The sequence below is a fragment of the Oerskovia merdavium genome (genome assembly GCF_014836755.1).
Taxonomy (GTDB): Bacteria; Actinomycetota; Actinomycetes; order Actinomycetales; family Cellulomonadaceae; genus Oerskovia; species Oerskovia merdavium.
In genome coordinates, this window is the sequence record NZ_JACSQF010000021.1 from 46,287 (window position 1) to 67,752 (window position 21,466).

17 protein-coding genes are annotated in these 21,466 nt (G+C 73.2%); 11 read left to right on the forward strand and 6 right to left on the reverse strand.

The features are described 5' to 3' along the window. Nucleotides 1-140 precede the first annotated feature (140 nt). Nucleotides 141-317: a CsbD family protein gene (locus H9641_RS16995; RefSeq protein WP_191805606.1), complete on the reverse strand. Its 177-nt coding sequence runs from the start codon at nt 315-317 to the stop codon at nt 141-143. Between the two features lie 131 nt (nt 318-448). Here H9641_RS16995 and H9641_RS17000 point away from each other — a divergent pair, with 131 nt between their 5' ends. From H9641_RS17000 to H9641_RS17015, 4 genes are all read left to right on the forward strand, one after another. Continuing rightward, nucleotides 449-1,069, forward strand: a complete 621-nt coding sequence (locus H9641_RS17000) for a GNAT family N-acetyltransferase (RefSeq protein ID WP_191805607.1) — start codon at nt 449-451, stop codon at nt 1,067-1,069. 125 nt (nt 1,070-1,194) lie between these two features. Next, nucleotides 1,195-2,688, forward strand: a complete 1,494-nt coding sequence (locus H9641_RS17005; protein ID WP_191805608.1) for a peptide MFS transporter — start codon at nt 1,195-1,197, stop codon at nt 2,686-2,688. Between the two features lie 110 nt (nt 2,689-2,798). Beyond that, nucleotides 2,799-5,000, forward strand: coding sequence for a CocE/NonD family hydrolase (locus H9641_RS17010; protein WP_191805609.1), 2,202 nt, complete (start codon nt 2,799-2,801; stop codon nt 4,998-5,000). Nucleotides 5,001-5,116: 116 nt separating this feature from the next. Further along, complete coding sequence (locus H9641_RS17015; RefSeq protein WP_191805610.1) at nt 5,117-5,563, forward strand: hypothetical protein; 447 nt, start codon at nt 5,117-5,119, stop codon at nt 5,561-5,563. A gap of 91 nt (nt 5,564-5,654) precedes the next feature. Here the strand turns inward: H9641_RS17015 and H9641_RS17020 are convergent, their stop codons facing one another. From H9641_RS17020 to H9641_RS17030, 3 genes are read right to left on the reverse strand one after another with little or no spacing between them, the layout of a single operon-like run. After that, nucleotides 5,655-6,644: a MaoC/PaaZ C-terminal domain-containing protein gene (locus H9641_RS17020; protein ID WP_191805611.1), complete on the reverse strand. Its 990-nt coding sequence runs from the start codon at nt 6,642-6,644 to the stop codon at nt 5,655-5,657. Then, on the reverse strand, nt 6,641-7,993 hold the full coding sequence (locus tag H9641_RS17025; protein ID WP_191805612.1) for a 3-oxoacyl-ACP reductase: 1,353 nt from the start codon (nt 7,991-7,993) through the stop codon (nt 6,641-6,643). Before H9641_RS17025 ends, H9641_RS17020 begins: the two co-directional genes overlap by 4 nt. Before the next feature lie 11 nt (nt 7,994-8,004). Then, nucleotides 8,005-9,456, reverse strand: coding sequence for an acetyl-CoA C-acetyltransferase (locus tag H9641_RS17030; protein ID WP_404821963.1), 1,452 nt, complete (start codon nt 9,454-9,456; stop codon nt 8,005-8,007). A gap of 232 nt (nt 9,457-9,688) precedes the next feature. On the opposite strand from H9641_RS17030, the gene H9641_RS17035 reads away from it, so the two are divergent. The 3 genes from H9641_RS17035 to H9641_RS17045 all read left to right on the forward strand — a co-directional run bounded on the left by H9641_RS17035 (nt 9,689) and on the right by H9641_RS17045 (nt 13,843). Continuing rightward, on the forward strand, nt 9,689-10,522 hold the full coding sequence (locus H9641_RS17035; protein ID WP_404821964.1) for a TetR/AcrR family transcriptional regulator: 834 nt from the start codon (nt 9,689-9,691) through the stop codon (nt 10,520-10,522). A 37-nt stretch (nt 10,523-10,559) separates the two neighbouring features. Beyond that, entirely contained in the window at nt 10,560-12,746 is a 2,187-nt protein-coding gene (locus H9641_RS17040) for an acyl-CoA dehydrogenase family protein (protein WP_191805613.1), read from the forward strand. A 359-nt stretch (nt 12,747-13,105) separates the two neighbouring features. Then, nucleotides 13,106-13,843, forward strand: a complete 738-nt coding sequence (locus H9641_RS17045) for a GNAT family N-acetyltransferase (protein WP_191805614.1) — start codon at nt 13,106-13,108, stop codon at nt 13,841-13,843. 148 nt (nt 13,844-13,991) lie between these two features. On the opposite strand, the gene H9641_RS17050 is transcribed toward H9641_RS17045, so the two are convergent. Both H9641_RS17050 and H9641_RS17055 read right to left on the reverse strand, forming a co-directional pair. Then, complete coding sequence (locus tag H9641_RS17050) at nt 13,992-14,855, reverse strand: aminoglycoside phosphotransferase family protein (protein ID WP_191805615.1); 864 nt, start codon at nt 14,853-14,855, stop codon at nt 13,992-13,994. A 112-nt stretch (nt 14,856-14,967) separates the two neighbouring features. Continuing rightward, nucleotides 14,968-16,086, reverse strand: coding sequence for a DUF2599 domain-containing protein (locus H9641_RS17055; RefSeq protein ID WP_318244659.1), 1,119 nt, complete (start codon nt 16,084-16,086; stop codon nt 14,968-14,970). Nucleotides 16,087-16,329: 243 nt separating this feature from the next. Between H9641_RS17055 and purL the strand changes: the two genes are divergently transcribed. The 4 genes from purL to H9641_RS17075 all read left to right on the forward strand — a co-directional run bounded on the left by purL (nt 16,330) and on the right by H9641_RS17075 (nt 21,406). Continuing rightward, nucleotides 16,330-18,714 carry a phosphoribosylformylglycinamidine synthase subunit PurL gene (purL, locus tag H9641_RS17060; RefSeq protein WP_191805616.1) on the forward strand — a complete coding sequence of 795 codons (2,385 nt, stop codon included), beginning with the start codon at nt 16,330-16,332 and terminating at the stop codon, nt 18,712-18,714. Between the two features lie 257 nt (nt 18,715-18,971). Continuing rightward, complete coding sequence (locus H9641_RS17065) at nt 18,972-20,036, forward strand: endonuclease/exonuclease/phosphatase family protein (RefSeq protein ID WP_191805617.1); 1,065 nt, start codon at nt 18,972-18,974, stop codon at nt 20,034-20,036. After that, the gene (locus H9641_RS17070; RefSeq protein WP_191805618.1) at nt 20,033-21,037 is read left to right on the forward strand and encodes an endonuclease/exonuclease/phosphatase family protein; all 1,005 of its coding nucleotides are present in this window, start codon (nt 20,033-20,035) and stop codon (nt 21,035-21,037) included. Before H9641_RS17065 ends, H9641_RS17070 begins: the two co-directional genes overlap by 4 nt. 9 nt (nt 21,038-21,046) lie before the next feature. Then, nucleotides 21,047-21,406: a hypothetical protein gene (locus H9641_RS17075; protein WP_191805619.1), complete on the forward strand. Its 360-nt coding sequence runs from the start codon at nt 21,047-21,049 to the stop codon at nt 21,404-21,406. Nucleotides 21,407-21,466 lie beyond the last annotated feature (60 nt).

A 21,466-nucleotide genomic window follows, 5' to 3' on the forward strand; every position in this document is an offset into this window, starting at 1 on the left:
CGGGCCCCGGCCCCGCGGGGCCCGGCCAGCCCGTCGGACCGGTCACGGCCCTGCCGCCCGCCGTCGCCCTCTGAACCTCCCCCGTCCACAGCGACGCCCCGGGACCCGTACGGGTCCCGGGGCGTTCTTCGTCTGGTGGGTCAGTCCTTCTTGAAGGCGTCCTTGACGTCGTCACCGGCCTGCTTGACGTTGGCCTTCGCCTGGTCGGCGTGGCCCTCGGCCTCGAGCTTCTCGTTGCCCGTGAGCTTGCCGGCGCCCTCCTTGACCTTGCCCTCGACCTCTTCGGCCGCGTGCTTGATCTTGTCTCCCAGTCCCATGGAGGTCCTCCCGTGGTGATCGTCGGATGGTGGTTGGTTCGCATCGACCGTAGGCAGGCCGCCAGGCGACTCGCATCTCGGGGGACGGGCGGTTCACAGGATCCTCACGTTCGGTCCGGCAGGATGACCGCATGGAGAACGCCACGGTCCTGGAAGGGTTCGGGCTGCGCCTCGAGCCGCTCGGCGAGCAGCACGCGCAGGCGTTGGGGGCGTTCGTCGACGACGCCCTGTGGGCGGGCATGTCCTCGCCGACGCCTCGCGGGACACCGGCCATGTCCGTCTACGTGCGGGACGCGGTGGCGGCGCCGGGGCGCCTGGCGTGGGCCGTCGTCGGGCCGGCTGCTCCCGGCGAGGGGCCCGACGGCGCCACGTCCGTCCGCGGCAGCACCTCGCTCTACGAGTGGTCGCCCTCGCAGGGGAGGGTCGAGCTCGGCTCGACGTTCTACGACCGTCCCTGGTGGGGCGGCGTGACCAACCCGGCGTGCAAGTACCTGCTGCTGCGGCACGCGTTCGAGGTGCTCGACGTCGAGCGCGTCGCGCTGCGGGCCGACGCGCGGAACGCCCGCTCGATCGCGGCGATCCAGCGCCTCGGGGCCGTGCCCGAGGGGGTGCTGCGCAGCCACCGCGTCGCGCCCGACGGGTCGCGCGGCGACACGGCCTACTTCTCGATCTTGGCGGACGAGTGGCCGGACGTGCGGGACGCCCTGCTCGACCGGCTCGCCCGCCTGGAGGGCCTCGACCGGGTCGTCTGACGGGCTGCAAGCCACGTTGCGGGCGACCAGGCCGAGCGTCCCTGTGGCCCCGGGCCCCGATCCTCCCTAGGTTGGAAGGATGCCTCCGCGAGCCTGCGGCGGGCGCACCGACCGCTGGAGGGCTGTTGACGACCGAGGACGCACGACCGGCAGACCCCGCGGTCGACCCGGACGACAGAGCATTCTTCGGGCACCCGCGAGGTCTGTCGACCCTGTTCGGCCTCGAGGTCTGGGAGCGGTTCTCGTTCCTCGGGATGCAGGCCATCCTCGTCCTGTTCTTCACGGCGACCGTCGCGGACAACGGGTTGGGGATGGAGGCCGGGCCCGCGGCCTCGATCGCGGCGGGCTACGGGACCATGGTCTACCTCGTCTCGGTCGGCGGCGGGTGGATCGCGGACCGGGTCCTGGGCTCGTACCGGGCCGTCCTGTGGGGCGGGATCCTCATCGCGTGCGGGCACTACACCATGGCGATCCCCGCCGAGCTCTCGACGTGGCTCGGGCTGGTCCTCATCAGCCTGGGCACGGGGCTGCTCAAGCCCAACGTGTCGACGCTCGTGGGCAAGCTCTACTCGACCACGGACGAGCGCCGCGACGCGGGGTTCGCGCTCTACTACATGGGCATCAACGTCGGGGCGTTCTTCGGTCCCCTCGTCACAGGGTGGCTCGGCGCCGACGTCGGCTGGCACTGGGGGTTCTCGGCTGCCGCGATCGGCATGACCGCGGGAGTGGTGCAGTACGTCGTGGGCCGCAGGCACATCCCGGGGCACGGGCGCGGCCCCGAGGCGCCCCTGCCGCCGGCCGTGATGCGCCGGACCCTGTGGATCCTGGGAGGCGTCGCGGCCGGCGTGGTGATCCTCGCCGTCGGGCTCGCGCTCGCGGGGCGGCTCAGCATCGCGGGCGTGGTCGACGCGCTGACCGTGGTCGCGATGGCCGCGCCGATCGTCTACTTCACCGTCATGTTCCGCAGCCCCCGCGTGACGGGCGCCGAACGCGGCCGGCTCCGACCCTTCCTCGTGCTGTGGTTCGCGTCGGTCGCGTTCAACTTCGTGCTGTTCCAGGCGTACAGCGTCCTGATCCTGCTGGCCGACCAGCACGTCGAACGCACGATCTTCGGCTGGGAGGCGCCGGCGGCCTGGTTCAGCTCGTTCCTCGGCGGCGTCGAGGTGCTCGTCGCGCCCGTGGTCGCGGCGCTGTGGACCTGGCTCGGGCCCCGGCAGCCGCACGCGTCCAAGAAGATCGCGATCGGCGCTCTGCTCGGCGGCCTGTCCTACCTGGTCCTCGTGCCCGCCGTGACGGGGCAGAGCGGCGACTGGAAGATTGCCGTGTGGTGGCTCCTGGCCTCCCTCCTGCTGCTGGGGCTCGGTGACGTGCTGCTCCAGACGACGGGCCTGTCCGCGACGACCAAGCTCGCCCCCGCGGCGTTCTCGAGCCAGTCGATGGCCGTGTGGTTCCTGTCGATCGCTCTCGCGAACGGTATCCAGGCGCAGACCGTCCGGTTCTACGGGGAGATTCCCGACGGCCTCTACTTCACGCTCAACGGGGCCGTCGCGGTGCTCGTCGGGGTCGTCGTCCTGATCCTGTCGCCCTGGATGAAGCGGACCATGCACCCCGTCCACTGACCGGTGCGCACGACCCGCACGACCCACGTGGCCCCGCGCCACCACCGCTGACCGACTGCACCACCCGCCCGACAGCACCACCCGCACCACCCAGCACCGGAGGAACGACCATGCGGTACGTGACCGAGCTCCCGTTCGAGACCACGGTCGAGGACCACTGGATACCTCTCGCCGACGGCACGCGCCTCGCGGCGAGGGTCTGGCGACCGGTCGCCCCCACGCCGGTCCCCGCGATCCTGGAGTACCTGCCCTACCGGCTGTCCGACTGGACCGCCCCGCGCGACGCGCAGCGCCACCCGTACTACGCGGGCCACGGGTACGCGTCGGTGCGCGTCGACATCCGCGGCAGCGGGAACTCGGACGGGCACCAGGACGACGAGTACTCTCCGACCGAGCTAGCCGACGGCGTCGCGGTCGTCGAGTGGCTCGCCGCGCAGGAGTGGTGCAGCGGCAAGGTCGGGATGTTCGGCATCTCGTGGGGCGGGTTCAACGCCCTGCAGGTCGCGGCCCTCGCCCCCGAGGCGCTCGCAGCGATCGTCACGGTCTGCTCGACCGACGACCGCTACGACAACGACGTGCACTACACGGGCGGGTCGGTCCTCGCGGTCGACATGCACGCGTGGGCGGCGACCATGCTCGCGTTCTGCTCCCGGCCCCCGGACCCGGCCGTCGTGGGCGACCGGTGGAAGGAGCAGTGGCTCGACCGCCTCGAGCACACCGAGCCGTTCGTCCACACCTGGCTCGACCACCAGACGCGCGACGACTACTGGCGCCACGGCAGCGTCATCGAGGACTACTCGGCGATCAAGGCCGCGGTCCTGGCGGTCGGCGGGTGGAACGACCCCTACCGCGACACGGTCCTGCGGCTCGTGGCCGCGGGGAAGGACTCGGCGGACCAGGGATCGAGCGACGGCTCGGCGAACGCCGGCCGGACCCTGGGCGGCCCGGTCCGGGGCATCGTCGGGCCGTGGTCGCACCAGTACCCCGACCGCGGCCTGCCTCCCGGACCGTCGATCGGGTTCCTCCAGGAGACGCTGCGCTGGTGGGACCAGTTCCTCAAGGGCCAGGACACGGGCGCCCTCGACGAGCCGGCGCTGCGCGCCTGGATCACGGAGTCCGTGCCGCCCGCGACGGTCTACGACGAGCTGCCCGGGCGCTGGGTCGGCGAGGAGCGCTGGCCCTCCCCGCACGTCCGGCCCACGGTCTTCCCGCTCGCGGGAGCGCCTGGCGGCACCGACGACGTCGACGACGCAGCGGTCGCCACCGTGCTGCGCACGACCGCCCCGCTCGTCAACCACCTTCCCGTCCACCCGAGCCCGGCGGGCGGTGAGCCGACCGCCCCGGCGGACGTGCCGCCGTCGTGCCTCGTGGCCTCTCCCCAGCACACCGGGATCGACGCGGGGCGCTTCTTCCCGTTCGGGAACGACGCCGACCTGCCGCCCGACCAGCGCGAGGAGGACGGGCGGTCCGTGTGCTTCGACTCGCCGCCGCTCACGCAGCGGCTCGAGATCCTGGGCCGTGCCCGGGTCCGTCTGCGCCTGACGTGCGCGGGCGACAAGGGGCAGGTCGTGGCGCGGCTGTGCGACGTGGGCCCCGACGGCTCCTCGACGCTCGTGACCCGTGGCGTGCTCAACCTGTCCACGCGCGAGGGGCGTGACCGCGTGGTGCCGTGGGAACCCGGCGCGACGCACGACGTGACGTTCGAGCTCAGCGGGACCGGGTACGCGGTCGCGCCCGGGCACCGGCTCCGGCTCGCGGTCTCCTCGGCGTACTGGCCGTGGGTGTGGCCGCAGCCGGGAGGGGCGGCGCTCGCGGTCGCGCCCGCGGGCAGCTCGCTCGAGCTCCCGGTGCACGACGGCGCAGCGCCGGGCGGGCACCCCGTCGTCACCTTCGAGGAGCCCGAGCAGGCGCCCCCGCTCGGTGTCGTCTACCCGGAGGCCGCGGACCAGCGGCCCGAGCGACGCGTGGTGCGTGACGTCGCGGCCGACGAGTGGCTCCTGGAGGTCGACCCGAGGTACGGCGGGACGCGCATCTATCCCGACGGCCTCGAGTTCACCGAGGACGCGCTCGAGCGCTACTGGATCGGGCGCGACCCGCTGAGCGCGCGCACGCGCTCGGACTGGAGCGTGCGGCTGCGCAGGCCAGGGGCCACGCCGGCCGACCTCGCGTGGGACGCGAGCATCGTGACGCGCTCGGAGATCTCGTGCGACGCCGAGTACTTCCACACCGACGACGAGGTCGTGGCGCGCGACGGCCAGGACGTGGTGTTCGAACGTCGGTGGCGGCGGAGCATCCGGCGGACCGCGGGGTGAGCCGTAGGTGCAGAAGGCTCGGCGCCGTGGCGGCGTTGCGCCCGAGATGCCCGATCCCCTAGGTTCGTCGTCGCCGACCCCGACGAGGGGGTCGCCGACCGAGAGCAGGGCCCGCCGTGTACGACTATTCGCCGATCCAGGACGTCCCCGTCAAGCGCATCATCCCGGACGACTTCCGCAAGGCCGCCAAGACGCTCAAGACCCTGGGATGGATCGGGATCGTCGGCGGTGTGCTGAGCGTGCTGCTGCTGCTCATGCTCCTCGGCGACTCGCCGGACATGCTGGTCCTTCTCGCGGTCTCGCTCGTGCTCGTGGTCGTCGGTCTCGCGTTCTCGGCCGTCTACCTCGTCCTGGCACCCAAGGTGGCGGTGGGAGGCGCGACGGCGCGGACGGTCGCGCTCTGGGTCGCCGGGATCGGCATCGGTCTTCGCGTCCTGGGGATGTTCGACGGCAGCTTTGCTCTTCTCCCTTTCCTGGTCGACCTCCTGGTCATCGGGCTGGGGGTCAAGGCGATCGTTCAGCTGTCCTCGGCGGACGTGCGGTCGTTCCTCGCGGGGCGCTGAGCCGGGCTGTCGCCGAGAAGTGAGTAGATGCCCCTGATCTGACCCGATCAGGGGCATCTACTCACTTCTCGGCGGGCGGCGGCACGAGCGCTCAGCGCGGCGTGACCGTCCCGCTGAAGTGCCGCTTGCCGCTCTTCCCGTTCCAGCCCACGTACGTGAAGCCTGCGTCCGTACCCGGGTGAGCACCGTCGTCGGGCGCGCGGGTGATCGCGACCTGGACCGTGCCCGGCAGCAGGACCGGCTTCTCGAACTCGACCGTCCAGTCGTACGCGTCGCCGCGCGCGGCGCCGACCTCGGCCAGCGCGCGCGCAGCCGTGTACATGCCGTGCGCGATGGTCCGCGGGAAGCCGAACGCCTTGGCACCCAGGGCCGAGGTGTGGATGGGGTTGCGGTCGCCCGAGATCGCGCCGTACGCGCGCCCGACCCCGCTGCCGAGCTCCCAGCGCGCCGTCGGGACCGGCGGTACGAACTCCTCGCGCGGCGCCTCGTCTATCCGCTGAGGCGGCGCCTCGTCGGCTGCCCGTTCGCCCGACGGCAGCCCGAACCCCTTGGCCAGGTACGTCGAGACGCCACGGTAGGCGAGCTCGCCCCCCGTGCTGACCTCGGTCACGAGGTCCACCTGGACCCCGCGCCGGTGCGCGCGCAGGTCCTGGGCCGTCGCACGGACCTCGAGCACGTCCCCGACCTGCACGGGCCGGTGCACCGAGACCGCGTTGGACACGTGCACGAGCCCCAGCAGCGGCAGCGGGAAGTCGCCGCGCACCATGAGCGCGGTCGCGAGCGGGAACGCGAGCACGTGCAGGTACCCCGCGGGCAGGGTGTCGCACACGCGCTCGCCGATCAGCCGCTGGTAGTCGGTCAGGTGCTCGGTCACGCCCGACGTCGGGACGTCGGTGACGCGGTAGACGACGCTGGGAAGGACGACGTCGCGCGTCCCGGGCAGGGCGCGCCCCACGGGGGAGCGCGTCACGGCGATCCGGCCCGACGACGCCACGCCCTTCGCGTACAGGCCGCCGAGCCCCGGCAGCGAGGGCAGCGTGACGAGGCGCGGGTTGCGGGTCTCGTGCGTGGCGGCCGTCACGCGCCCACCAGGCTCTGGCCGCACACGCGCAGCACCTGGCCGTTGACGCCGACCGCCGCGGGCGACGCGAGGAAGGCGATGGCCTCCGCGACGTCGATCGGCAGGCCACCCTGCTGGAGCGAGGACACGCGGCGCGCCATCTCGCGCTGGACGAGCGGGATCGACGCCGTCATGTCGGTCTCGATGAACCCGGGCGCGACCGCGTTGGCCGAGCCGCCGAGCGGGGCCAGGAGGCGTGCCGTCGCGCGCGTGTGGCCGATGACCCCGGCCTTGGACGCGCCGTAGTTCGTCTGGCCACGGTTACCCGCGATGCCGCTCGTCGACGCGAGCGAGACGATGTGCGGGGCCTCGGAGAAGCCGCTCGCGCCCAGCAGGTAGTCGTTGATGCGCAGCTGCGAGAGCAGGTTGACCGCGATCACGGCGTCCCACTTGTCGGGGGACATGTTGGCGAGGAGCTTGTCGCGCAGGATCCCGGCGTTGTGGACCAGGATGTGCAGACCGCCGTGGCGGGTCCGCGCGTGCTCGAGGATCCGTGCGCCCGCGTCGTCGGCCGTGACGTCGAGCTGCAGAGCCGTGCCCTTGATCTCGTTCGCGACCTTCGCGAGGGACTCGCCCGCCGCGGGGACGTCGACCACGACGACCGTCGCGCCGTCGCGGGCCAGCGTCCGGGCGATGGCCGCCCCGATCCCGCGGGCTGCGCCCGTCACGACCGCGACGCGCCCCGCGAGGGGGCGGTCCCAGTCGGGGGCCTCGGCGCTCGCGACCGGGCCCACGTGCAGCAGCTGGCCGTCGACGAACGCCGACCTCGCCGAGAGGAAGAAGCGCAGCGTGGCCAGGGCCGAGGTGCAGTCGGGGGCGGCGCCGTCGGTGAGCTGGATGCCGTTGGCCGTAGCCCCCGCGCGCAGCTCCTTGGCGAGCGAGCGCAGGAACCCGTCGACGCCCTGGCGGGTCGCCGCGAGCAGGGGCGTGTCGTCGTCGGCCGGTGCACGCGAGACGGTCACGACGCGGCCGCCGGGCGCGAGCTGGCGCAGGTTCGCGCCCAGCTCGAGGACGGGGGCCGAGAAGTCGGCAGGGCTCGTCGCACCCGTCAGGACGACGACGATCGCACCCCAGCGGGTCTCGGCGCCGTTCGCGTTCTGCCGCACGTCGAGGTCCCAGCCGAGCAGGGCCTGGGCGACCGCGGTGGTGTCGGCGGCCGAGCCGGGCTCGCCGATCACCAGCACGGGGCCGGGCACGAGCGGGTCGCCCGAACGGTAGCGGCGCAGGACGGCGGGCCGGGGGAGGCCGAGCTTCTTGGCGAGCGTCTTGGTGAAGCCCGAGTTCACGGCAGACAGGTACTTGTCGGTCATGGCGGGTTCCCTCAGCTCTCGGTGCTCTGCGCAGGCGTGGTGGACAGGTCGTCGGCGCTCTCGATGATCGCGGCGAGGCCCAGGCCGCCGGCCGCGCAGATCGAGATGAGCGCGCGGGCGGGGCGACCGGTCTCGGAGGCCTTCTGCGCGACGAGCTTCGCTGCCGTGGCGACGATGCGCCCGCCCGTCGCGGCGAACGGGTGCCCTGCGGCGAGCGACGAACCGTTGACGTTGAGACGCGAGCGGTCGATCGACCCCAGGGCGCCGTCGAGGCCGAGCTCGGTGCGGCAGTAGTCGTCGTCCTCCCACGCGGCGAGCGTGGTCAGGACCGTCGAGGCGAAGGCCTCGTGGATCTCGTAGACGTCGAAGTCCTCGAGCGTGAGGCCGTTGCGGGCGAGCAGACGGGGGACCGCGTGGGCAGGGGCCATGAGCAGGCCCTCGTGGCCGTGCACGTAGTCGACGGCCGCGGACTCGGCGTCGACCACGCGGGCCAGGACCGGCAGGTCGTGCTCGGCGGCCCACTCGCGCGAACCGAGCAGGACGACCGAGGCGCCGTCGGTCAGGGGGGTCGAGTTGCCGGCCGTCATGGTGGGGCCCACCGGCTGAGCGGGTCCGGCGTCTCCGCCCGCCGCCGCCCCGTGCGTGGGCGCGCTCGGCGTGAGGTGCTTGCCGAACACGGGCTTGAGGGACGCGAGCTTCTCGGCCGACGAGTCGGCGCGCATGTTCTGGTCCTGCGTGAGGCCGCGGAACGGGGTGACGAGGTCGTCGAAGAACCCGGCCTGCCACGCGGCGGCGAGGTTCAGGTGGCTGTTCAGCGCGACCTCGTCCTGCGCCTCGCGCGTGATGCCCCACGCGGCGGTCGTGATCGCCTGGTGCTCGCCCATCGACAGGCCGGTGCGGGGCTCGCCCGTGCTGGGGGTCGACGGCGCCAGGTCGCCGGGGCGCACCGAGGCGAACGCCTTGAGCCGAGCGCCCAGGGTCTTGGCGTGGCTGGCCTTGAGCAGCGCCTTGCGCAGCCCCTCGCTCACCGCGATGGGGGCGTCGGACACGGTGTCGGAGCCGCCCGCGACGCCCGACTCGATCTGCCCGAGGCGGATCTTGTTGGACACGGTGACGACGGCCTCGAGGCCAGTGGCGCACGCCTGCTGGAGGTCGAACGCCGGGGTCTGGGGCGAGAGTGATGAGCCCAGGACCGACTCGCGGACCAGGTTGAAGTCGCGCGAGTGCTTGAGCACCGCGCCGCCGACGACCTCGCCCAGGCGCTCGCCCTGGAGGCCGTAGCGGGCCACGAGTCCCTCGAGGGCGGCCGTGAACATGTCCTGGTTGCTGGCCCCTGTGTACTTCCCGCCGGCGCGTGCGAACGGGATGCGGTTGCCGCCCAGGACGTAGGCGTCGCGGAGGGCCGGGGGCTGCTGGGGGGAACTGGGCGTGGGGGTGGGCTGCTGCGTCTTCCGGATGGCCACTTCGGCTGCTCTCTCTCGCTTCGTTGCTGAGGATCTCGGACCGCGGGCGCGATCCACGCGGTGTCCAAGACCCACAGTACCTGATACTCTCGGTATCGTGAGGCGGGTCACACCCTTCACTCCCTGTGCCCGGCGTTCCCGCCAGGGCAGGACGCCGTCGTGAGGACCACTCGCGGACCGACGGACGGACGACCAGGGACGACACCGACGTCGGGCACCTCTGGAGGACTGTGTGATCAACGGCGACACGAACGGCAGGACCGGACGGCCTCGCTCCGCCGTGCTCCACCGTGCCCCCGGCCGCGCCCCCGCACCCGCTCCTGCTCCCGTCGTGGACGGACGCTCGACCCGCTGGGACGACCACCGCGCGATCCGCCGCGCCGAGCTCGTGCACGCGGCCCGCAAGGCCGTCCACAAGGGTGGACCGGGCGTCTCCATGGACGAGATCGCGGCGGCCTCGGGCACGTCCAAGTCGATCATCTACCGCTACTTCGAGGACAAGACCGGCCTGCAGATCGCGATCGGGGCGTCGGTCGTCGGGCAGATGCACGACGCCCTGACCCAGGCCGCCGAGTCCGCCGAGACACCGCGCCGGGCGCTGCGCGCCATGGTCGGCGTGTACCTCGAGATGATCGCGAGCTCGCCCAACGTCTACTACTTCGTGACCCGCACGGGCGCCATCGCCGGCACCGACGGCACGGCCCGCACGGCCTCGGCGCCCCTCGCGGCGTTCCTCGACTCGGTGACCGAGCTCGTCGCCCAGCCCTTCACGCGCGCGGCCGACGTCACGCCCGCCGACGCCGCGGCCTGGGCCGCGGGCGCGGTCGGGTTCGTGCGCGGCGCGGGCGAGTGGTGGCTCGGCCACCACGACGACCCCGACACCCCGGACCGCGACGAGCTCACCGAGCGGGTCGCGGCCTGGCTGTGGGGCGGCCCCGTGGGCGTCATGGCCCGTGGCCGGGGCGCCACGACCGACGACGCCGCGACCGGCGCCGCGACCGGCGGCGCCCCCGGCGGCACCGCCGCCTCGGACGGCACCGCCGCCCCCTCCACCGACGACCTCTGATCCTTCTCATGGCTACCACCGGCACACAGGAGTCCCGATGACCACCACCTCTGACCGCACCGCAGCCCGCGACACCCAGCGGGGCGACGGCGCAGCGACCTCCACGTCCATCCCCGCCGCAGGCGTCACCCCCCCGATGCCCGAGGGCGAGGTCCGCGTCGACGTGGCCGACCTCTCGCACCAGCTCCTGGGCCGGTGGGCCGACCTGCGCGCCAAGGCGCGCGCGACCGCGGGCGAGGAGCGGTTCCAGCGCATCGAGGGGCTCTCGCTCACCGAGCACCGCGAGCGCGTCATGGACCAGGTCAAGCAGCTCGTCGAGATCGGGCAGGTGCACCGCGGGTTCCCGACGCGCCTCGGCGGGCAGGACGACGCCGGCGGCAACCTCGCCGGGTTCGAGGAGCTCGTCGCCGCGGACCCCTCGCTCCAGATCAAGGCGGGCGTCCAGTGGGGCCTGTTCGCCGCGGCGATCCTGCACCTCGGCACGCCCGAGCAGCAGGACCGCCTGCTCCCGGCCGCGATGGACGCCTCGGTGCCCGGTGCGTTCGCCATGACCGAGACGGGGCACGGCTCGGACGTCGCCTCGATCGCGACGACCGCGACGTTCGACCCGGCCACGCAGGAGTTCGTCGTCCACACCCCGTTCCGCGGTGCCTGGAAGGACTACCTCGGCAACGCGGCGGTCAACGGCACGGCGGCGGTCATCTTCGCGCAGCTCGTGACGAACGGCGTCAACCACGGCGTCCACGCGTTCTACGCGCCCATCCGCGAGACCACGGCTGACGGCGCCGCGGGGGCCTTTCTTCCCGGCGTCGGCGGGGAGGACGACGGGCTCAAGGGCGGGCTCAACGGGATCGACAACGGTCGCCTGCACTTCACGCACGTCCGCGTCCCGCGCGAGAACCTCCTCGCCCGTTACGGCCAGGTCGCCGAGGACGGCACGTACACCTCGCCGATCGACAGCCCCGGGCGTCGCTTCTTCACGATGCTCGGCTCGCTCGTCCAGGGCCGCGTCTCGCTCGACGGTGCCGCCATCACGGCGTCGAAGCTGGGCCTCACGACCGCGGTGACCTACGGCAACCAGCGTCGCCAGTTCAACGCGGCCTCGCCCGTCGACGAGGTCGTGATCCTCGACTACGGCACGCACCAGCGCCGCCTGATCCCGCGCATCGCGCAGACCTACGCGATGCACTTCGCGCACGACCGCCTGCTCGACCTGTTCGACCTGGTGTTCTCGGGCGAGAACGACACCCCCGAGTCGCGCGAGGACCTCGAGACCATGGCGGCCTCGCTCAAGCCGATGAGCACGTGGTTCGCGCTCGACACGCTCCAGGAGGCCCGCGAGGCCTGCGGCGGCGCGGGGTTCCTCACGGAGAACCGGATCACGAGCCTGCGCGCCGACATGGACGTGTACGTGACGTTCGAGGGCGACAACACCGTGCTGCTCCAGCTCGTCGCCAAGCGCCTCCTGGCCGACTACGGCAAGGAGTTCAAGGACATCTCGCCCGGGCAGATGGCCCGGTTCGTGGTCGAGCAGGCCGCCGATGCCGCACTGCACCGCACGCCGCTCAAGCGGGCCGCCCAGACCATCGCGGACGTGGGCGACCCGCGCCGTGCGGCTGGGCACCTCAAGGACGTCGGCAACCAGCGCGAGCTGCTGACCGACCGCGTCGAGACCATGGTCGCCGACGTCGCGGCGGCCCTGCGCCCCGCGCAGAAGGCCACGCCGGAGAAGGCCGCCGAGCTCTTCAACGAGCACCAGCACGAGCTCATCGAGATGGCGAAGGCGCACGCCGACCTGCTGCACTGGGAGGCGTTCACGCAGGCCCTCGAGACCATCGAGGACGCGGGCACGCGCCAGGTCCTCACATGGGTCCGTGACCTGTTCGGGCTCACGGTCATCGAGCGCAACCTCGCCTGGTACCTGATCAACGGGCGCCTGTCCGCGCAGCGTGCGCGCATCGTGACGGGCTACATCGACCGCCTCGTCGCGCGCCTGCGCCCCCACGCCCAGGACCTGGTCGACGCCTGGGGCTACGGCCCCGAGCACCTGCGCGCGAAGATCGCGTCGGGGGCCGAGCAGGTGCGTCAGGACGAGGCGCGGGAGTACTACCGGCAGCTGCGGGCCAGCGGCGACGAGCCCGTGAGCGAGAAGTCGATCAAGGCGCGCGAGAAGGCCGCGGCCAAGGCGGCGGCACGAGGCGGGTCGAAGGCCGCGAGGCGCTGACGGCACGCGGGGTCTGGTTCCCGGCGCCGTCAGGGTCTGGGTTCCGTGCCGGTCCGGCCTCGGTGCCGAGCATGCGGTGGGCGTTCGAATCCTGCTGAATTCTGACGGCAACCGCATGGTCGACGGACGACAACCGTCTGTTCGGCAAACGCGGCAGCAGGTGCGGCACCAGCCGCACCGCACGAACGACCTCGGGGCCCGGCGGAGCGGTACCGCCGCCGAGGGAGCCAGGGACCCGTGGGTCCGGCGTGACGACCACCAGCCGTCGCGTCGGGCCTGCGGGTCCCTTCGTGCGTCCGGGGCGCTTCGGCCACGGGAATCCTGTTGACGCGCCTCGTGCACTCGGCCAGGCTGCACCGATGGCACCCGATTCCGCACCCGACCCGACGCGCGATCCCGCGGCTCACGCCCCCGACCAGGCTGCGCGCGGCACCGGGCGCCCGTCGCGCACAGAGCTCTGGCCCCCGTCCGGGCTGCGCGTCGTCTCGGGGGACCTGGAGCTACGTCATCTCGACGAGGACCTGCTCTTCCAGCTCGCGGCGGTCGGTGGCGAGGGCATCCACGACGAGGGCTTCATGCCCTTCGTGTTCCCGTGGTCGCGCGGCTCGGCGGTCGAGGTCGGCCGCAGCATCCTGGCCTACCAGTGGGGTGCCGCGTCCCGGATCTCGCCCGCGTCCTGGGCGATCGAGCTCGCCGTGGTCCGCGGAGGCGAGGTGCTGGGCGTGCAGGCTCTCACGGCCTCGGACTTCGTGGTGACGCGCACCGCGGAGTCGGGCTCGTGGCTGGGGCGCCGGCACCAGGGGGCCGGGGTCGGTACGCTCGCTCGCCTCATGATCCTCGAGCTCCTCTTCACGGGGTTCGGCGCGCAGACGGCCACGACGTCGGCCTGGGAGGACAACGGTCCGTCGAACGGTGTCACGCGCAAGATCGGCTACCGGCCCAACGGCACGGCGACGCTCGCGCGCGAGGGCAAGCCCGCAGGCGACGTCCGGTACCGCCTCGACCGGGAGGACTGGGAGTCCCGCGCCGAGGCGCTGCGACCCGAGGTGACGCTGCACGGCGTCGGGCCGGTCCGGGAGATGCTCGGGCTCGGCTGAGCGGTCGAGCACGAGGTTGCGACCGGTCGAGCACGAGGTTGCGACCGGTCGAGCACGAGGTTCCGGTCGGAATCCGCCGGACAGCGACCGCAACCTCGTGCTCGGCACCCAGCGACGGCACCGAAGGCCGGCACAGAAGGCCGACCGGTCAGCCCGCCACGAGCTCCGCGAGCACCGACCTGGCCTCGGCCTCGAACCCCGGGTCGTCGTGCGCGACCGACCACGCGATGGTCGCGAGCGCCGAGAGCGCGACGTACGCGCGCAGCACGAGGCGATCCTCGTCGTCGGGCACGCGTCCGTAGCCCTCGAGGAACGCCGCCTCCAGGTCAGCGCGGCCCCGCCACTCGCGCATCGTGAGCTTCTGCAGGTCCACGGCCCACGGCGAGGGCTCGGAGTGCGCGAAGTCGATCACGCGCACGTGCCCCGCCGCGTCGACCAGCCAGTTGCGCGGACCGAAGTCGCGGTGCGCGGGCACGAGCCGCACGGACCGCACGCCGGCCACGGGCGCCGCGACCTCGCGCAGCCGCACGAGGTCCGCCGCGTCGACGAGGTCGGCGTGCGCAGCGACCTTCTCGTCGAGCTCGGTGAGGAGGCGTTCGCCGTAGCCCTCGTCGGGCACGGCCGGGGCGCTCGCGTGCAGCCGCGCGAGCAGCGTGCCCGCCTGCCGGTGGACGTCCGGGGCGAGGGATGCCGCACCGGCGGCGAGCGTCCCGGGCACGTGCGTCATCACCAGCACGTGCGCGTCCATGTCGGCCGCGAGCAGCTGACCGGCGTCGTCCCCCAGCACGCGGACGTACCGCCGCAGGGCCTCGACCTCGCGCTCCACGTTGCGCGCCGAGCGCTCCCACTTCACGACGACGTCACCCGCCCCCGTCCGCACGCGCGCGACGCGGGACTGGCCGTGGGGCCAGACCCATTCCTCGACGAGCCGGACCCCGCCACCTCCGGTCGAGGCGGACCAGGCCGCGGCCGCGTCGAGCAGGAGCGAGAGGGGAGGCAGGTCGGAGAGCATCCGCCGATGCTAGGGCCCTCGGCGCCGAACACGAGGTTGCGACCGGTCGAGCACGAGGTTGCGGGCGGAATCCGCTGGATATCGTCCGCAACCTCGTGCTCGGCACCCAGGACTACGACGTCGGGTTGCAGCGCGCCGCGACCGTCGCGAGGAACCCGACGTCGGGCCGCCACGGCTCGAGGTTCCACGTCTTCTTGTCGGTCGCGCCCAGCGCGTGGCAGTCGAACTGGTCGCGCATGGTCGACGAGTCCGCCTCGGGCTCGCTCGCGACGAGCTGCGCCCACGCGGTCTCCTCGCCCACCAGGCCCGACTGCCGCGCCCACGGCGTCGGGTCCACCGCGAGCGAGCGCCCGCCCTCGCGGTTCCCCCAGGTCGCGCTGCGCACGCCCTGCGCGCCGAGCCAGGTCGTCACGGTCACGTCGTCGGGCGGGGTGCTCGCGGTGGTCCCCGCCGTGCCCGACGGCGTCACCCCCGCAGCCTTGACCCGCACCTCCGCGCGGGTCGGCGCCACGACCACGACTCCTGCGCGGAGCGTGGATCCGGACGGTTCCGTCGCCTCCGGCGCCGACAGCCCGCCGAGCGGCGTGCCCGCCGCGTCGAGCACGCTGATGCTGCCGTCGCCGTTGCGGAGCAGCGAACCGTCGGCGGGGGAGACGAGGTCGAGCGTCGCGGTGGCGGTCGCGCCGTCCGTCGTGCCGGTCGCTGTGCCGTTGTCGCTGTCGCCACCGCTGTCGGAGCCGGACCCCGTCCCGGCCGCCGAGGCCGAGAGTCCGAACGAGACCCGGCTCGACCCGTCCTCGTCGGAGGTCACGGTCACCGGTGTTACCTGCCCGGGGGCCGCCGTACCGGTCCCTGCCGGATCGCCCGCCTCGGCCGCCTCGGCCGGCTCACCGGCAGCCCCGTCGGCCCCGGCAACCCCGTCGGCAATGTCGTCCGCCGCGGCCGGCGCACCGCTCTCTCCCTCGGCCCCGCCGGGCGCAGCCCCGACCGGCACCGACAGCAACAGCTCGATCCCGTCGGCCGTGAGGGAGTGCGTCGTCATGGCCGGCGCAGCGGGCTCGAGATCCGGATCGCCAGGGGGCCCGTCAGAGGGAACCCCCTCGGCAGGCGAGGACGACCCGGGGACGGGAGCGGCGCCGTCGGGCCCGGTGCAGCCCACCAGCAGGCAGGCCACCAGCGCCGCCCCGACGAGGGCGGGGCGCGAACGAGGGCGGCGAACGGTCGAGGTCACCGTGCGAGGCTAACCCCGCCGCAGCCCCGGCCCCCCGCGCACCCGGTCCTCACCGCCCGAGGCGAGCGCATCCGCGCAGCCCACGGGCCTACCCGCACCTCCAGGAACGCGTTCGTGGACGCCCGACCGCGCCGCCCCCAACCCCCGGTAAACTGGCCGCACCTGTGCAGCCCCGTGCCGGTCGCCTCCCCGATGACTCGCTCGTCGAAACGCGCCGGCTGGCACGCCACCCCGAGGGATTCGATGACCGCCCCCAGCAACGCCCCGACGCCCGCCGCAGCGACCTCCGAGCACCGGCCGCACCTCGACACGGTCGAGCGCGCAGCCGCCACCCCCGACGAGGCGCAGCCCTTCGCGGAGCTCGGCCTCAAGCCGGACGAGTACCAGCGCATCCGCGACATCCTCGGGCGACGCCCCACGGCTGCCGAGCTCGCGATGTACTCCGTCATGTGGTCGGAGCACTGCTCCTACAAGTCGTCCAAGGTGCACCTGAGCACGTTCGGCAAGAAGACGACCGACGAGATGAAGAAGCACCTCCTCGTCGGCATCGGCGAGAACGCGGGCGTCGTCGACATCGGTGACGGCTGGGCCGTGACGTTCAAGGTCGAGTCCCACAACCACCCGAGCTTCGTCGAGCCCTACCAGGGTGCTGCGACGGGCGTCGGCGGGATCGTCCGCGACATCATCTCGATGGGCGCGCGTCCCGTGGCCGTCATGGACCAGCTCCGCTTCGGTGCGGTCGACCACCCGGACACGGCGCGCGTCGTGCACGGCGTCGTGTCGGGCGTCGGCGGCTACGGCAACTCCCTCGGCCTGCCGAACATCGGTGGCGAGCTCGTCTTCGACTCCTCGTACCAGGGCAACCCCCTCGTCAACGCGCTGTGTATCGGCGTGCTGCGCCACGAGGACATCCACCTCGCCAACGCCTCGGGCGTGGGCAACAAGGTCGTCCTGTTCGGTGCGCGCACCGGCGGCGACGGCATCGGTGGCGCCTCGATCCTCGCGTCCGAGACCTTCGAGGACGGCGTGCCCGCCAAGCGCCCCTCGGTCCAGGTCGGCGACCCCTTCATGGAGAAGGTCCTCATCGAGTGCTGCCTCGAGCTCTACGCGGCACGCGTCGTCGAGGGCATCCAGGACCTCGGCGCGGCCGGCATCTCGTGCGCCACGTCGGAGCTCGCGTCCAACGGTGACGGCGGCATGCACGTCGAGCTCGACTCGGTCCTGCTGCGCGACCCGTCGCTCAACGCGGGCGAGATCCTCATGTCGGAGTCGCAGGAGCGCATGATGGCCGTCGTCGCTCCCGACAAGCTCGACGAGTTCCTCGCGATCACGGGCAAGTGGGACGTCGAGACCTCGGTCATCGGCGAGGTCACGGGCACGGGTCGCCTCACGATCGACCACCAGGGCGAGCGCATCGTGGACGTGGACCCCAAGTCCGTGGCGCACGAGGGCCCCACCTACCACCGCCCCTACGCACGCCCCACGTGGATGGACGGCCTCAACGCGGACAGCATCTCGACGGGTGAGGGCGCCGCGCGATTCGCTCGTCCCGAGACGGCCGACGAGCTCCGCGCAACCGCGCTGCGCCTGCTCGGCTCGCCCAACCTCGCGTCCAAGGAGTGGGTCACCAACCAGTACGACCGCTTCGTCCAGGGCAACACGGCCCTCGCCCAGCCCGACGACGGCGGCGTGATCCGTGTCGACGAGACCACGGGCCTCGGGGTCGCGCTCGCGACCGACGCCAACGGCCGCTACGCCAAGCTCGACCCGCGCACGGGCGCCCAGCTCGCGCTCGCCGAGGCGTACCGCAACGTCGCCACGACCGGCGCGCGCCCGCTCGCCATCACCGACTGCCTCAACTTCGGCTCGCCCGAGGACCCCGACTCGATGTGGCAGCTCGTCGAGGCCATCGAAGGCCTGGCCGACGCGTGCCAGACCCTCGGCGTCCCCGTCACGGGCGGCAACGTCTCGCTCTACAACGGCACGGGAGAGCCCGGGCAGATCGACTCGTCGATCCACCCGACGCCGGTCGTCGGCGTCCTCGGCGTGCTCGACGACGTCGCGCACGCCACCGGGTCCGGCTGGCGCGAGGCGGGGGAGGCCATCTACCTCCTCGGCACGACCCGCGCCGAGCTCGACGGCTCCGCATGGGCCGACGTCGTCCACCAGCACCTCGGCGGCGTTCCCCCGCAGCTCGACCTCGCGGCCGAGCGCGCCCTGGCCGAGGTCCTCGTCAACGCGAGCCGCGACCACCTGGTCTCCGCCGCGCACGACCTCTCCGAGGGTGGCCTGGTCCAGGGCCTGCTCGAGGCGTCGCTGCGGTTCGGGACCGGCGCCAAGGTGTCGATCGACGCCCTCGCGACCCGCGACGGTGTGACCCCGTTCGAGGCCCTGTTCTCCGAGTCCACGGCCCGCGCGCTCGTCGCCGTGCCGCGCAGCGAGGAGACCAAGCTCGTCGACGCGTGCGTCGCCCGCGGCGTGCCCGTCCTCAAGATCGGCGTGACCGGCACCGAGCCGGCCGAGGTCGCCGAGACCGGTGAGTCGCTCGAGATCGAGGGCATCTTCACGATCCCGCTGAGCGAGGCCGACCAGGTCTTCCGCGCGACGCTGCCGGGGATCTTCGGCTAGTCGTCCGACCCGAGGGGCGAGTGCGCGGTCTTCGCGACCGTGCGCTCGCCCTTCGTGCGTCTCCACCACGGCGGGCCTTCGCGAGTTGCGGCCAACGGGGGTCCAGGACGGGTTCCGACCCCCGTTGGCCGCATCTCGCGGCGAACCCCTCGCCGAGAGTGTCGTTCACAGGATCCCTCCGTGTGCTGCACCGGGCTCCCGCACCGGCGGGGGCCGACCGGCCCAGAACCGTGCGAACCGGTCGATAGGGTCGCTGCATGACAGGGGACAGCCGCACCACGGGGGAGATCGCCGCCTCGACGGCCGAGTCACCGTCCTCACCGACCACCCCGCCCGTCGGCCCCACCCCCGCCCCCGCAGCCCGACGTCGTCCCGGTGGGCGCGCCGTCGGGCTGGTGCTGTGGGTCGTGGGCGGGCTGGTCCTGGCCATGACGCTCGTACGTGCCGTGCCGTACGACGGCGTCACGCCCCTCGCGCAGGTCGTCGGCGTGACGCCGTGGGTCGTCCCGCTCGCGCTGCTGGTGGCGGCGACGGCCCTGGTCCTGCGGCGCCGCTTCCTTGCGATCCTGTGCGCGGTCGCGCTCGTGGTCCAGGTCGCGTGGGTCGCGCCCTTCTTCGTGCCCGGGCAGGGCATCGAGGCAGACGCCCAGGGCACGCTGCGGGTCCTGACGGTCAACGCGTACTTCGGGCAGGCGGACGCCGCCGCCGTGGTGCGGATGGTTCGCGACCAGGAGGCCGACGTGCTCGCGGTCGTCGAGCTCACGGCCGACTTCCACGACCGCCTCGAGTCCGCAGGGCTCGAGGCGGTCATGCCGCATCACGTCGACGCCAAGGTGGGCACCGGCTCGCCCGGGAGCGGCCTGTGGAGCAAGACAGCGCTGACCGACCCCGACACGACAGAGTGGAGCACGTTCGCCATGCCCGCAGCCACGGTCGACGTGGACGGCACGCCCGTTCGCGTGACCGCCGTCCATCCGGTCCCGCCGCTCCCCGAGATCACGGGCGTGTGGCACCAGGAGATGGCGGACCTCGCCCGCCGTGCCCACGACGAGCCCCTGCCGCAGGTGCTCCTGGGCGACTTCAACTCGACGTACGACCACGCGTCGTTCCGCGCCGTCCTGGGCGACCGGTTCCACGACGCGACGCGCACGGCCGGGCGCGGCCTGAACCTGTCGTGGCCCGTGGGGGAACGGGTGCCGACGTTCCTCGACCTCGACCACGTCGTGGTCGACGAGGGCATGCGGGTCGACGACCTCGAGTCGCTCGTGGTCCCGGGGTCGGACCACCGCGCGCTCGCCGTCACGGTGCAGGTCGCCCCGTGAGCGCCCCGGCACGCGCGGCAGCGCGCACGCCGTCGCGGACGCGTCGCGTGGGCGGTGTCGTGTGGACGGTCCTGCTGTCGTCGTGCCTCGTCGGGGTGGGTGCGCTCACGCTCGCCCGCGCCCTGGGGTTCGATGACGTCACGCCCCTCGCCCAGCTCGTGTCCTTCACGCCATGGGTGGCCCTCGCGGCGCTCGTGGTGCTGCTGCTCTCGTTGAGCCGGCGGCGGTGGGTGCTCAGCGCGACCGCGGGGGTGCTCGTCGTCGCGCACGCGGTGTGGCTCGTGCCGTTCTTCGTGCCGGGTCCGGGCATTGCGCCCGGTGCGGACGGGACCCTGCGTGTCATGGCGGCCAACGTCCTCTACGGGCGTGCGGACGCCCGGGCGGTCGTCGAGGCCGTCCGCGAGCAGGAGGTCGGGCTGTTGAGCGTGGTCGAGCTGAGCGAGGAGTTCGAGGCCGAGCTCGTGGCAGCCGGGATCGAGGACGTGCTGCCGTACTCGTGGACCGCGACCCACCCGACCGAGGGAGCGGCGGGCAGCGGGATGTGGAGCGCGACCCCGCTGACCGACGAGCGCGAGGGCGTGGCGAGCCGCTTCCACCAGCCGAGCGCCGTCGTCGAGGTCGACGGGACCTCGGTCCGCGTCACGGCCGTCCACCCGCACCCGCCCACACCCGGGGACGTCGACCTGTGGACGGGCGACCTCGCGCTGCTGCGCGACGCGGCGCACGCCGACCCCGCGCCGCAGATCCTGCTCGGTGACTTCAACGCGACCTTCGACCACTCGGCGTTCCGTGACCTCCTGGGCGGGCGCTTCGCCGACGCGACCCGCCTCGCGGGGCAGGGCGTGAGCCTGTCGTGGCCCGCCGGCCGACGCTATCCGCCGCTCGTCGACCTGGACCACGTGGTCGTCGACCAGGGCATGCGTGTCGACGACGTCGGAGCCATCGCGATCTCCGGCACGGATCACCTCGCGATCCTGGCGACCGTGCAGGTCAGGCCGTAGGTTGGGGTCATGAGCGCCGACGAGACCGCCACCATGTACGAGTCGCAGCTGCGCGACCTCCTCGAGCAGCGCATGGCCGCAGGTCGCGCCCTCGCCGAGCGGGCCGAGCAGGTCGCGGTCGCCCGCGCCCAGCTCGACGAGGCCGAGCGCGCCTACGCTGCGACGTTCTCCGAGGCGCTCGCCGCGGGCTGGACCGAGGCCGAGCTGCGCAAGGTCTTCAAGTCGCTCGGCGTCGCGGTGCCGACGCGCCCGCGACGCAGCAAGAGCACGGGCGTCAAGGCGCAGCCCCCGGTGCCCAAGCCTCCCGTGGTCTCCGCGCTCGCGCGCATGCACGACGACACCGAGGTCATCCAGGTCGTCAGCGCCTGAGCGCGAGCGGCTCCGACCGGAGCCCCACCGTCGGGTCGTTTCCGCGCCGGTGCCGCGCAC

Bases quoted from the DNA above. Each gene is read 5' to 3' on its own strand.
- H9641_RS17075 (WP_191805619.1), top strand. From the start codon at position 21,047: ATGAGCGCCGACGAGACCGCCACCATGTACGAGTCGCAGCTGCGCGAC.
- H9641_RS17000 (WP_191805607.1), top strand. From the start codon at position 449: ATGGAGAACGCCACGGTCCTGGAAGGGTTCGGGCTGCGCCTCGAGCCG.
- H9641_RS16995 (WP_191805606.1), bottom strand. From the start codon at position 317: ATGGGACTGGGAGACAAGATCAAGCACGCGGCCGAAGAGGTCGAGGGC.
- H9641_RS17040 (WP_191805613.1), top strand. From the start codon at position 10,560: ATGACCACCACCTCTGACCGCACCGCAGCCCGCGACACCCAGCGGGGC.
- purL (WP_191805616.1), top strand. From the start codon at position 16,330: ATGACCGCCCCCAGCAACGCCCCGACGCCCGCCGCAGCGACCTCCGAG.
- H9641_RS17065 (WP_191805617.1), top strand. From the start codon at position 18,972: ATGACAGGGGACAGCCGCACCACGGGGGAGATCGCCGCCTCGACGGCC.
- H9641_RS17025 (WP_191805612.1), bottom strand. From the start codon at position 7,993: ATGACCGACAAGTACCTGTCTGCCGTGAACTCGGGCTTCACCAAGACG.
- H9641_RS17050 (WP_191805615.1), bottom strand. From the start codon at position 14,855: ATGCTCTCCGACCTGCCTCCCCTCTCGCTCCTGCTCGACGCGGCCGCG.
- H9641_RS17010 (WP_191805609.1), top strand. From the start codon at position 2,799: ATGCGGTACGTGACCGAGCTCCCGTTCGAGACCACGGTCGAGGACCAC.
- H9641_RS17045 (WP_191805614.1), top strand. From the start codon at position 13,106: ATGGCACCCGATTCCGCACCCGACCCGACGCGCGATCCCGCGGCTCAC.